This window comes from bacterium (assembly GCA_024742285.1).
GTDB lineage: Bacteria > Myxococcota_A > UBA9160 > UBA9160 > UBA4427 > UBA4427.
In genome coordinates this window covers 309,110-322,377 of the sequence record JANSYR010000001.1, presented here as the reverse complement: position 1 = coordinate 322,377, position 13,268 = coordinate 309,110, and the positions used below count along the sequence as shown (strand labels likewise).

General features: G+C 64.4%; 6 protein-coding genes. 5 read left to right on the top strand and 1 reads right to left on the bottom strand.

Annotated features, from left to right (window positions below; genetic code table 11):
- Positions 1-292: 292 nt before the first annotated feature.
- Together NXI30_01430 and NXI30_01425 are read left to right on the top strand one after the other, a co-directional pair.
- On the top strand, positions 293-1,084 hold the full coding sequence (locus tag NXI30_01430; GenBank protein ID MCR9092854.1) for a PEP-CTERM sorting domain-containing protein: 792 nt from the start codon (positions 293-295) through the stop codon (positions 1,082-1,084).
- 396 nt (positions 1,085-1,480) lie between these two features.
- Positions 1,481-2,386, top strand: a complete 906-nt coding sequence (locus NXI30_01425; protein MCR9092853.1) for a PEP-CTERM sorting domain-containing protein — start codon at positions 1,481-1,483, stop codon at positions 2,384-2,386.
- Between the two features lie 43 nt (positions 2,387-2,429).
- Here the strand turns inward: NXI30_01425 and NXI30_01420 are convergent, their stop codons facing one another.
- Complete coding sequence (locus NXI30_01420) at positions 2,430-3,980, bottom strand: hypothetical protein (GenBank protein ID MCR9092852.1); 1,551 nt, start codon at positions 3,978-3,980, stop codon at positions 2,430-2,432.
- Positions 3,981-4,263: 283 nt separating this feature from the next.
- Here NXI30_01420 and NXI30_01415 point away from each other — a divergent pair, with 283 nt between their 5' ends.
- From NXI30_01415 to NXI30_01405, 3 genes are all read left to right on the top strand, one after another.
- Positions 4,264-11,868, top strand: coding sequence for a hypothetical protein (locus NXI30_01415; GenBank protein MCR9092851.1), 7,605 nt, complete (start codon positions 4,264-4,266; stop codon positions 11,866-11,868).
- A 14-nt stretch (positions 11,869-11,882) separates the two neighbouring features.
- Positions 11,883-12,425 (top strand): hypothetical protein, encoded by a 543-nt coding sequence (locus NXI30_01410; protein ID MCR9092850.1) that lies wholly within the window; start codon positions 11,883-11,885, stop codon positions 12,423-12,425.
- 92 nt (positions 12,426-12,517) lie between these two features.
- Entirely contained in the window at positions 12,518-13,177 is a 660-nt protein-coding gene (locus tag NXI30_01405) for an EthD domain-containing protein (protein ID MCR9092849.1), read from the top strand.
- The last annotated feature ends 91 nt before the right edge of the window (positions 13,178-13,268 follow it).

Sequence of the window (13,268 nt, the reverse complement as noted above, 5' to 3'; positions counted from 1 at the left end):
GGTTCCTCCACCGCTTCGCCTCGACGACACGCGTTTCGCGTCTGGGGACTCCGATGAAGCCTTCTCCTCCGTTGAGATCGGACAGTCGGAGCGGGCGGTACTGGCCGAGCCCGCCGCTCTCCATTGGCGAGTGGGACGCACGCGTCTTCGGTCTCTGCGCTACTTGGAAGCGAAGAATGGGCGCCACGATCGAGTTCGAGACGTAGGCATCCAGGATGGAAGGGTCGTCAACCTCATGGCCGAGGCCTTTGTCGATCAGGTGCTACCAGTCAGTAGCCAGGAGGGGATCTCTATGGTGTCGATCGATTTTCGCGGGTTCCTGCCGAGGCTCGCGATTCGAGTCGTCGTTCCTCTGCTTCTGCTCGAGAGCTCGGCCTTCGCGCTGGGTGTCGACATCGTCGACGTGCGCTCGACCGGTGACTCCACGACCGAGCTCTCCGCGGGCGACATCCTGACCGTCGACTTGCAGCTGCGAAACGAACGCGAGATCGACATCCACGGTTTGCAGCTCACGGCGTTCGGCCATGACGCGGATCGCTCGATTCACTCGGTCGGTGCGCTGGAGTGGATGGGGGGTGAGCGGGCAGCGTCGTTCTTCGATATCGACCGAATCGGCGACGTGTCCTTCGGCGGGATCGGGTCGGCACCCGGTCCCCGGGAGCTCCACCCCTTCTATCTCTGGCAGAACCCTGATCCGAGGATGCCGAACAACAACCTGGTACTCGCGATCGAGGGACTCACGCTCACGCCGGCGAGTGGCTCCGGCCTGAACGATACCGGCGTCGATGGGTTCGCGGTCCGCGACGGCGACGTGCACGTGAGACTCCGATACCAGGCCAACGTCGTCTTCGAGGACGTGCAGTTCGATCTCACGTTCGGAGTGCCGGATCCGACGTTGAGCCCATCCGTCAGGGATCATGGGTTCGTGGTGTTGGGTCCGGGCGCGCGCCCGGTGCCGTTCGAGAACGACGAGTGGACCGTGACCGTCCTCGCGGCGGAGGCTCCGATCTTCAGCCCCGAACCCTCCGCAGCCGTGCTCCTCGGCCTCGGGTTGGTCGGAATGGGGCTCTCGCGTCGGCCGTGACGAGTCTCCCCATGCCACTTCCTGCGCTTCGGCGCAGCGTTCTGACGGAACGCGAACGGCTGCCCGGTTCGAAGGGCCGATCGCAGTCAGCCAGCTGGATGGATCCGTAGCGAGCTCGCCCGTGGGCTTGCGGAGCCAGCGGTCGCACGTTCGAGTTGTGCCGGGCGCGCAGGATCTCTCGATCGCCCAACCGATTCGCCCGCTGGGCCAACTCCCTTGCTTCGGGGGCGATACCGGATGGATTCCGCGCTGAGCGCATGATCCCCGAGATCCAATCTCCTCGGATTTCGAGATTTGACGCTCGCGTCGTTCCACAGCGCGATGTCTTCTGAGGCGACCCCCGTGTCTCGGCCACTCCGATGATCGGTCGAGGTGGGGACGCCTCCCCTCCAGCGAGTGCCCAGCCTGCGAAGGCGCGACGCTTCGATGGAAGGGCTCGGACCAATCGCGGACAGCTGCTTCCCGTTGCGGGCGTTCTGCGATCCGACTTCGTCAGTGAGACCCGGCGATCCTCGAACAATTGGTCTCATCGGGAATCGAGTTCGAGACCGCGCTCGGGGCGGAGAGCTCGACGACAGGTCTCTGAACTCGCAGTTCTCGGTCCCGCGTGTACGCGATGTCATCGGCATCACAGAAAAGGAGAGGCTCGGTTCTAAGGTGGGCGCTTCCGTACTGCTGCTCGTGGGCGACTGCACGAACGTCACACAGACGAAGAGCGTCTGGGCCGACTTCGACAGTACCCGTGTTGAGGATGATCTGATGTCTGGATGCCCTGTGAAGCCTGCCATTCCGAGCCCGCCGCCGACCGCGACCGGCGGACCCTTCTACGATTGCGGAATGGGCCCGACGGGCTTCCGCTCACCGAGTCCGACGACCCTGCCGCATGGGTTCGGTGATCGCGGCGCCCTGGACAAGTCGACGACGTGCATCATGCCGTTCGAGGCGGAGAGCTGGTGGCGCGGAAACGGCCAGCCGATTCTGCCCGACGTACAGATCCCCGACAGCGATCGCATCATCCACAACTCGGCCGTCTTCGAAGGCGACGTGGTCTTCACCGGCGAACGCGTGCAGTGGAAGAGCCAGCCGGGTTTCGGTGCCGTGAAAGGGGAATACGTCTGCGCGCCCTCGGCCTGGATGATCGAGGTGGACGGGGTGTGCATCTGCCCGGTGCCGGAGCCGGGGCTGCTCTCGGCCCTCGCGGTGGGGCTCGTTGGACTGGCGTTCGGGGCTCGGCGCCGACGGCCAAGGAGCCATTCGGCGGTTGCCACTCGAGTCCCCGGTGCGGATCAAGGGATCGGCTGAGCACCGCGGAGACCGGGCTTCTGCGGACGCGAGGCACGCGCCTTCATCGATCAGCGTGCCGCTCTGCCGGGTTTCGTCCGGCACGCATGCATGCTGCCGTGACCGGATGGATCGACCATACGAGCAACCCCGAGCCGAACGCGAGAAGGAGCTGGGCAGCGCGTTCGACGTTTCGGAGGTCTTTGCGAGCCGGGGCCTCGAAAGAGAACGCTCCGAACTCGTCGAGCGGGAGTTCCTCGATCGGCTGTCCGAATCGGCCGTAGACGATGGTCAACCCTCCATGAGCGACCCGCAGCACGGGGAGTCGTTCCTCGATCGCGCGGAAGCTGGCAATGGTCGACAGCTGCCGCGTAGCCGATTCGCTCTCGACCCAGGAGTCGTCGGCGAGGTTCGCGATCAAGCGAGCATCGGTCGGACGCCGGGCCGACACGATCCTCGGAAAGAGCACCTCGAAGCACAGCGCGACGGCGGCTCCGCTGTCGCCAGCGAGGGGTGAGAGCGAGTCGTCCTCCACGATCCGAGGTCCGGCGCCCGCCTTTCCGATCAGCCGGCTGATCAGGCGGCCGATCGGGTGCGATGTCTCGGCCTCGACGATGGGCACACCGGCGTGCTTGCGAGCGCTGGACACCATCGAACCGTCCGGCGCGAAGTAGGCCACTGAGGTGGCGTATGCCGCCCCATCGCTCTCTCCGCTCGGGTGGCCCAGTCCAAGAATCGCCGGGCTCCCGATCGCTCCGATCGCCTCACTCAGCGGATCGACGGCCGTCGAGAGGGAGCGCTCGAGCACGACCGCGTTCTCGGGTAGGACGAGGATGGGTGGCTCGCCGGCCGCTGTGCGATTCCGCTCGTTCGTGGCGAAACGAAAGAGTCTGTCGAGGTTGGGTTCCAGGAGTCGCGGATTCAGACGCTCGGTGCGTGGCGCGTTCGGCTGGATCGCCACGAAAGTGATCGGGAGCCCGGTCGACTCGGCGCGCTCGTGAATCGCCCGGGCCACCTCGTCGGCGGCGAGGGCGATGCTCGTCACCGCGGCGAGGATCGCGATGTCGAGTCGCCTGTCTGCAGCCGACGTCGTGCCCCGAAGCGCATTCGACGAGGCGAGTCCCGCCGCGACCAGCACGCCGGAGATCGTTGGAACTCCGCCGACGACGGCCAGCTGCGAGAGACCCGGCGCACCCGACACGGCGTACCCCCACAGCGTCCAGGGGACCGAGCCCGGGATCGAAAGGACAAGGTGCTCGCACAGAGCGACGCCGACCGCCGCCCGTAGCGGCGCCAGGGGCTTCGATCCCGACGAGCAGATCCAGAGCGCCGCTGAGCACGCGAGTCCGTGGGGGAGGCTTGCCCACGTGATCGCCGCGACGTAGCCGATCCAGCTCTCGAGCCGCGTTGCGCCCAGCGAATCGAGCGCGCCCGGGACCCAGGTTGCGCTACCCGCCCCGTAGCCGATCGCGAAGGCGCCTCCTGCGGCGAGAGCGGACACGAGCCCCGGACGGGAACGAATCCGATCCATCGCGATGAACAGCCCGGCGAGGGAGAGGGCGAGGCTACCGGCGCTCGAATCCCAGTGCAGGGCTCCGACGGGGAGACCAAGCACGGCCAGCAACGCGAAAGAGCTCGCGCCATGATCAACGAGCGAAGAGAACCGTCCTGCACACATGTGACTCGATCGACACTCCACCCGGAGATGTGCGACTTGACCTGCTTCTGAACGTCGGAAGTCGCATGTTGGTTGCCCAACGTGTGAGAAGCGTGACGTAGCCTCGGCGTCGCGCGGCGTGCAAGGACAGGCTATGCGATCCGCGATTCGTCTCCTCCTCAATTGCCAGCGAAGACGGAGGGCGAGGACGGTCACCTCCCCGTCGTTCGTTCCGGACCGAGTGCGACTCGGCCTCCTCGCGCTCGCCGCAGTCCAGCTCGTGAGCCTGGCTCCACGCCCATCCTTCGCGATCTCGCATGGCCAGACGGCGGACAACGGGACGATCGGCGAACCGAACGTCGACTTGTCCGTGGTGTCGGGCGACGCCTCGGAATCGACCGGAGCGAGTGTCCTGTCCATCCCGATCGATCTGCCGCCCGGCACCAATGGTCATCAACCGTCGCTCGCGCTTTCCTACTCGAGCGATGGAGGGAACGGGATCCTCGGAATCGGGTGGAGCCTGCCGATTCCGATGATCTCCTGCTCAACGCGGTTCGGCGTCCCCGACTACTCGAGCTGTCCTCGGTACGAGCTGTCCGGGCAGCTGCTCGTCGGTCCAGACGCCGATGGCAGCTATCACACGCTGACGGAGTCGTTTCAGAAGATCGAGCATTCCTCGCTGGCGCCCGGTGGCTGGGTCGTCACGTCTCCCGACGGGCTGATTCAAGAGTTCGGTGAGGGCCTCTCCGCGCAGGTGCGGGGTCCGGGCGGCACCGCCGAGTGGTATCTGTCGAGCGTCACCGACGTGTTCGGCAATCGAATCAGCTACACGTACACGAACGGCGGGAGCGGCAACCAGGGTGTCCGTGCTCTGCATACCGTCAGCTACGCAGGCAATACTCGACTCGTCAGGTTCATCTACGAGACCACGCGGCCCGATCCCACCTACAGCTTCGCTGGGGGAGTCGAGCGCGTGCAGACGAGCAGGCTTCGCGAGATTCGAGTTCTCGTGAACGGCGCGGTCCACCACCGCCTGATGCTCGGATACGAGACGGCCATCGACACGACGCAGTCGCGTCTCGTCTCGATCCAGCGATTCGGCACGGATTGCGACCCAGGCGCACACCCGGTCCCGACTCCCGGCGACTGCGCCTCTCTACCGGCGGCGACCTTCGAGTACACGGACCAAGGTGAGGTATCGCGTACCGAACGGTGGGAGCCTCAGGGTACGCTCGACGCGTACGATGGACAGCCTCCTTGGTTCCCCTACGAATCCAACTTCGGAAGTGGCGGGTTCTTCGCTTCGGGCGAGAACATGCAGGTGGCCGATGTCAACGGGGATGGATTGCCGGACCTGATCGCGGATCTCCCCGCTGCCTCCGCGCAGGATCCCCTCGATGATCCGCCCATTCTGGCGTCAGTCTGGAACATCACAGTCAACTACCAGGCGAGTCCACAGGTCTTCATCAACAACGGAACCACGGGCTTCGACCGGCCGGAGTGGTCGAATACGGCGGATCCGAATCATCCGACCGGGCCCATGAACGAGTCCGCGGAGTGGACCGAGAGGTTGACCTCGCTTCGCTTCGATCTCCCTCGTCATCGAGTCCGTCAGGTCGAGAATACTCAGATCTATCGGCAAGGCTGGGACGATGGGCCGATCCCGATCTTCGGGACATGCCTGATGCCGGGTGAATCGAGCCCGGAGGTCGAGTTCGTCGAAGCCGCAGGCTCCGTCCAGTTCGCCCCGGCCGTGCAGTCCGCGAAGGCTCCCTACTTCGATGCGACGAGCCAGCGAAGTCATCATCCGACGGAGTGGCAGTCGAACTTCGGGTATCCGCAGCCGCCGCCCTGGGACGAGCCAGCCTACAGCGAGATCCGGCCATGGCCGCAGTTCTATTTCACCGACCTCAATGCCGATGGGCTCTCCGACCTGGTCATGTCGGTCTACCTGTCCGGCTACCACATGTCCCTCGGCGCCTGCGATTCCCCGACGGAGGACGATCCCTCGGCCGCGAACTGGGTCGAGGGCGAGCGAACACGGATCGTCTTCATCAACAACGGACAGGGCTGGGATCTCGATGACGGTCGAGACCCGTCCGACGGCGTCATCGCCGACTCGTTGCCCGATTTCGGGATCATCGCGCTCGAGAGTGCGGACATGTTCCACCGGGAGGTGCTGAAAGATCAAAGCTACCGACAGCTCGATGAGAACCGGGGGGCGATGAGTGCTTGCCTGAATCTCGGCTTCGGCGGGAATCGGGAATGGCATGAAGGCATCTTCTCGAACAGTTGGGACTTCTGTGTCGGAACGTTCGACCTCGCTCCGACCTTCCAGGATCTGAACGGTGATGGTTATCCGGACCTGATCGTGACGGAGTCGGCGGATCGAGACGCACTCTTCCAGAACAACTACTGGAAGATCGGAACGAGTCTTCCTTCAGCCTTTCGCGAGACACGAGATCCCGTCAGCGTGGCCTACCTCCAGAACCCACAGGCCACCGGAGCATCCGGCGATCCCCATTGGGTTCGAGCGCCCGCCTACGACCCGCCGTATCCACATGCCCAGGTCATCCAGTTCGACGGAGACGTGCCTGGCTCCGTCATCGTGCCCAACGCGTCAGCGGGAACCTGGGGGTTCGCGAACACGCACAACGTCGACAAGGGCGTGCGGTTCGCAGACTTCAACCGGGACGGCTTGCCCGACATGATCTTCAGCCCGGGCGGCGCACTGCTGGATGAGTTCAGTCGCGCAGGGGGCGTCTTCCTGAATCGCGGTTTCGCCGGAGACTACGCCGCCGCGGCTTCTCGGCATGGCGCCTGGTGTTCCAGCTCGGCCGTCGATGGCGTGGCCACGTGCGCAGATCAGGCCTCTCGGTACGAGAGTCCTGAGAAGTTCGCCGACTTCATGGAAGTCGTCGTGGGCGATAGCCCGGCAGGTCGCGCCTCCGTCTCCGTCATTCCGCCGAATCGAAAAGTTCAGTTCGTCGATCTCAATGGAGACGGGTGGGTCGACATGTTGGGCGAGAACCACCAATCGTTCACGGAGGATATCGAGTACGTCTATCTCCATAACCCGGGGAAGTCCGGCTCGGTGTGGGTCAAGGATTCCGCGTTCAAGTACAAACCGAGCGGCGGGCTGCTCATTCGTGGAACCGACAACGACCTGTCCTCTCCGAAACCCGCCGGATACGGGATGACCGATTTCAACGGCGACGGGATCGTCGATTTCATTGCCTCCGAGAGGACCTTTTCCGACTGGAGGGACGATCAGAACTCGTACGTCTCCACCACGGGCGGAGATCGAACCGATCTGCTGCGCTCCTACGACAACGGTCGTGGGGTGGTCGTCGAGTTCGAGTACGCGAGCCTGATCCAGCAGCGCGACGGTACGCGTGAATCGACCGCTCTCTGGCACGCGACCTGGGCGAGCGACGACGGCGACGCTTCCAACGACGGCCTGGCGGAGCCACCCGGACCGGACCCCGTATGGCCGAGCGTGAACGACGTCGTGCACTGGCCCAACAAGTCCGTACTCGCGCGACGGATCGTGACGGGCCCGAGTATCGAGCCAGCCGAAACGGCCTTCGCCTACGGTCATCCACGGCGGTGTCTCGAGACGAAGAACGACCTGGGGTTCCGCCTCGTCGAGGAGACGGGAGCGGATCTGACCAGGTCGACCACGCTCTTCTTCCAGAAGCACGGCCGAGTGGGTGTTCCGTCGTTCTCCTGGATCCACGATTCCGTAGACATGCCGCTGAGGGCAGAGTACGCGTTCTGGGAACTGCCGGACCCGGTCTCCGTTGAAGGCGGGTGGGCGACGGGGCCGGGGGCCTCCGGGCTCGATCTCGCCTACATCGGAAGGCCCGAGAGCTCCACTGGCGCGAACGAGTATGGCTCGGTGATGAGGCAGTTGCAGGGCTCGGTATCGACCACCGAATGGGACTACGACGATGCCCACGGATACAACTTCGTGTCCGAAGTCCGAGAGGACGTTCCCGGCCGCGCGATCCGAATCGTGTCGACTCCGGCGCCAAAGGATGTGTCGCGGAATCTGATGAGGCGCGTGGCGCAAACCACCGTCTATCGAAACGAGGGCACGGACACTTCGCTTCTCTCGGACACGCATTTCGAGTACGCCGATCAAGCAGGGACGGACACCCGGAACAAGGTCGGCCTCACGAAGCGGTTGGAGGCGTCGCGTGACGGAATGGGGTCGTCCCGATGGCTGTGGACCTACAACCGATTCGATGCGAACGGGAATCTCCTCGAGACGCGACAGCAGGAGAACGAGAGCGCCTCGGGCCTCGGGCGCTCCACGATCTACTGCTATGACGGCGACGCGGGGTGCGCAGTAGGACACGGCTCGAGGAGCATGATCGTGGGCACTCGGGATGCCCTGGGGAACTGGTCGACTTCGACGCCGCACCCCGTCTTTGCGGCGGGTGCATCGATGCAGTCCGACTACCTCGACGTGCCGAATACCCGGACGGGCTTCGACGAGCATGGCCGTCCGACGCATCAGTGGTTCGTTCCGAGGGACGGCAGCGCACACGTGCTGCTCTCACAGACTCACTACGTCGATTCCCCGACGTCCGGTATCGCCTACGAACCCGGAAGCGGGGGTGCGGAGATCCATCTTCCGTACACCGCGACGACGGCCTATGCCGAGCCCGGAGGTGTCGAGGGAGTGTCGTCGATCGCCGTCTCCGACGGCTTCGGGGGTACCTATCTCTCGGTGAGCGTTCTCGAATCGATGTCGTCCGCGTCGACCAGAGGGGCCGGAGTACAGGTCACCGCGAGTCCGGCTTCCGGGACGGTTGAACGAACAGAGCCGTTCGCATGTCCAGCCGTGACGCCAGGATCATCGGCGGACTTCAGCTCGATCCTGGAAAGCTGCGATGCCGTCTCAGAGCCTTCGAAGACCTCGACCGTCTGGACGAGGGATGGGCTCGGTCGAACGACTCGAATCGACACGCCGATCGGCGGCGTGCTCGTCTCCGACTACGGCGCCGACACGCTTTCGATCGATGGTGCCTCGCCGGTCGAGTCTGTCGATCGAGTGCTGCGCAAGAACGCCTTGGGGGGATTTCGCGAAGAGCTTCTCGCAGGTGGGAGTCCCGTCTACATCGCGGAATGCAACCAGGCACTTCAGCCGAATCTCACCGACATCAGCGGCGTCGATTGCGAGAACGCGGACATCACGCGGCTCACCTACGACGGGACCGGCGAGCTCCTCGAGCGCACCGACCCGACCGCGATCGCGACGACCGGAACAGGCCCCTACCGGTTCGGAGCCGAAGCGAATCAGAAGCTCCGCTACGGCCTCGATACGCTTGGACGGATCGTGCAGATCGACGATCCGGACGCCGGCGTCAGTACGCTCTCCTATGACGCGTACGGCCAGCTGGAAGCGACCATCGATGCGCGAGATATCGAAGTCGCAACGGAGTACGACGACCTCGGTCGACCCGAACGAATCTCGGTCACGAACGAGGCGCCCACGGTCTTCACGTATGACGCCGACCTCCTTCAGGTCGAGGAGGTGAGAGACGGCGATCTCGGCAAGAGGTTCTTCTACGACGAGTTCGGTCGAATCGAGATCGAGATTCGCAGCGCAACGGGCTCGCCGCAGCTGCTCAGCAACTACCAGTACGACCTGATGGGTCGCACCACTCGAATCTCGTATCCCGTCGCGCTCGACGGCATCGTCGAGACCATCGGCTACGACTTCTCGGGCCCCCTCCTCGAGGCCGTGTGCAGCCTCGGCATGGACACGACCGAGGATTGCACGTCTGCCTGGGCGACCGAGATCGTTTCCGACATCGACTACGACGGGATCGGCCGTACGACCGCGATGCACACTCCAGGCGGCGTCCGGAACTTCACCTACGACGGCAACTCCGGACGACGCGCGAGCGACGGCCATGTCTCGAATCTCGGATCCGACGAGAACATCGAGTTCGTGTACGGCGTCCTCGGTCCGGATGGCGCCAGTACGCTCCCTGCGTACGACTCAGCAGGAAATCTCTTGCGAGTCGATGCTTCGATCGGCGCAGGGTCCGGGAGCCATGCATACGAGATGGAGTACCGGTACGACGGTCGGAATCGACTGTCTCATTGGCGGTATGACGAAGACAAGGACGGGAGTCTCGAGGAGTACCCCTTTGGATACGACAGCCGGGGGAACCTCACGAATCATGCCGGCATGATCCAGGGCTATGCCAGCGACGAGACGGCGCACGCGATCCGAACGCGACTGGAGGGCACGACACCCTGGGCATACGAATACGACGCGGCCGGGAACCTCGAGTCGAAGGTCCGCGGGGCGAACGAGAGCCACTACACCTTCGACGGTCGAGGTCGCATGACGTGCGTGGGGTCGGTCGCCGGCGGATGTGATCGTCTGAGCGTCAAGTACGGAGGCGACGGCGAACGGCGCGAGGAAATGGGAGCCACACGCTACCGATACGCGGGTGCAGACTTCCGTCTGAAGCCCACTTCTGGCAGCGCGCAGGAGTACTGGATCGAAGTCTTCGCGATCGGGCAGCGTGTCGCGTACAAGCATGTCACGGGTGGAGCGGTCCGCGTGGTGGGGCTGCTACCGGGATGGGAGATGCCCCCGAAAGTCCAGAGATCACTCGAGTTCGCGCTGTGCGCCCTCGCGATGATGCTGCTTTCACTGCTGGCGAGAGCGCTGGCCCGCTCCCCTCTACCGGTTCGAGGCGCACTTTCGATGGGCGTCTCGTTCGGTGTCGCGCTGTTGCCGGTTCGCGTCTGGGCGGGCGGACCACCCGTGAATCCGCACGTGGGTGGAACCGAGATCTATCGATGGATCATGGCCGATGCGATCGGGAGCAGTCTGATCGAGATCGACGCGGCGGGGCAGCGCGTGTCTCACGTCGCCTACAAGCCGTTTGGTGAGGAGGCGGAATCGTCCGGGAGCGGTGTCGAGAGATCCCGTCGCTACTACGCCGGGCACGATCGTCAGACGGATGTGGGCCTCGTCTACATGAACGCGAGATGGATGAATCCACACTCGGGAACCTTCCTTTCGGTAGATCCCCTGGTTCCGGACGCAACGGACGCGCAGGCCTACAATGGCTATTCCTACGCTCGAAACAATCCAGTCGTCAACGACGACCCGACCGGCATGTTCAACCGGGGCGTGGGAAACGGATTGGGAGAAGTGGGCGCCGGGGGGACGATTCGGGGCAACACGGGCAACTCCTATCACGAAGAGACGACCACGAAGAAGACGACGCTCGTACTGAAGGGAGAGGACGGGAGCGAGACCGTGCTTGCCGAGAAGACGGAGACGACGACGACGAGGCGGCTGACACCGGCGTCGAATCGCGTTCTCTCGTCATCGACGGCCTCGACTCTATCTACCGCGCAAGTCGACATGGAGTCCCATCCAGCGCTGGACGGAAAGCACTTCAATCGGCATCAGGGCGCCATGCAGGAGCTGCAGTACCAGGCGTCGGAGCTTGCCGAAGAGCTGGACGCGGTCTTCGTGCTACTGCAGGTCAGCCTGGACCGGGCCTTCGGAGCCTCCGGACCACCCATGGGCGGAGACCCGGTCGACCTGGTCGACTCGGCGATACAGAACCTGAACCAGATTCGGGCCGAGGGGTCGGATCGCGCTTCGCTGATTCGTCGCGGGGAAGCGATCGCGAACCAGCAGGACGTCGTAGACGGGCAGATCTACGATCTGATGTTGCACTTGAATGCCATGCATCAGACCAGCCACAAACCGACTTCAGCTCTGTACATCAATCAGTTCTACGACCGGCTCGATGCCCTCACCCCCACTCGGATCAAGAAGCTGCGAGGAACCGAATGAACGGATTCAGACTCTTGTACGCGGTGCTCGCCGCTGGCCTCGCAGCGGGTCACATCCCGCTGCATGTTTCGGATCCCTCGCTGCACGAGGCAGAAGACGTCCTGGTGTCCATTCATTCGGCAACGGCAGAGTTGCGACCAGCGTCCGCTCCCCCGTCCCCCCTCGTCGAGACCGTGTGCCGGGAGGGATGCTTCGAAGAGACCGTCTCGTCGACCGACGGTGAACGTGTGCCGCATGTCGTGTCGCGCGACCCGGTGCTCACCCTTCGAGTCGGCGAGCTTCTCTCCGTCGAGCAGAGGCAGGTCGAGCGTCGGTCGGCCGGGCACCTGTACGTCGTCCTGCTCGAGCTCTCGCCAGAGGCCGACGCGCGGCTCGAGAGAGTTTCGAACCCGCTGCTCACCGGCGTCGCGTATCACGCCGGATCGGTCGTCGGCTCCGCGCCTCTGGTTTCGGTCCATCGGCGGCTTCCGCTCGGCTACTACGCCGATGCTGATTCCGCGCGCGCTGCGCTTCGGATCTTTCCAGAGGTGCTGTTGCGCGGCCCGTCCCTGGACTAGCGATCGACCTCCCGTGCAGCCCTCGGTCGCGAGGATCGGCGCGACGACTTCGGCATCGACAGACTCGCCCTCGATCAGCGACACTCCCGTCCATGCGTGACGTGGCGATCCTGCGATACAGGAACGGTCCGGCCGACCCAGCGACACTCGGGCTCGATCGATTCGTCGATCGGCTCGACGGAGCGGCTTCGACCCAGGCCTTCCTCGATCTCCCGCATCCCTCGGACGAAGCCCGCGCTCGATTCGATTTCGAGTTCCCGATCGAGATCGATGCGCTCGCATGGCTGGAGGTCGGAGCCGGATTGCCCTCCGAGTGGGCTTCGGTCTTCGAGGAGTCCTTCCGGTACACGGTGTCCTCGAAGATCGGCTGGCCGTCGAAGCGCGAAGACGAAGCCGCGCCGGAGGATGTCGTCAAACAGGTGTCTTTCCTTCACGGATCCGACGGCTATTCCCTGGAATCGTTCCGGGGCCACTACCGCGACCACGTCGGCGTCGCGCGGAAGTACATGCCGGCGCTCTGGCAGTACGTGCAGAACGACGTCGAAGCGACCCATGGCGAAACGCCCGAGTCGAAGGGGGTCCTCGCGATCTCGGAGCTCTGGTTCCGGACGACCGACGATTTCGTGAATCGCTACTTCCCGAGCGAGGAGGACCAGCGCGCCTTCAGCTCCCACGAAGACTTCCTGGACCTGCGCTTCGCGACGTCCTTCGTCTGCGCGAGCGCGCGGGCCCGAGGCGGAGAAGGAAGCTGATGCGGCGGGACGTCGAGCTTGCCCTGATCGACGAGGTGCTCGCGGCGCACGCTGCGGGTGGGACCGCGATGGCGAACGATGTGCGGCGGAT

Excerpts from the sequence above, each read along its gene's own strand:
- NXI30_01430 (MCR9092854.1), top strand. The coding sequence starts at position 293 with ATGGTGTCGATCGATTTTCGCGGGTTCCTGCCGAGGCTCGCGATTCGA.
- NXI30_01405 (MCR9092849.1), top strand. The coding sequence starts at position 12,518 with ATGCGTGACGTGGCGATCCTGCGATACAGGAACGGTCCGGCCGACCCA.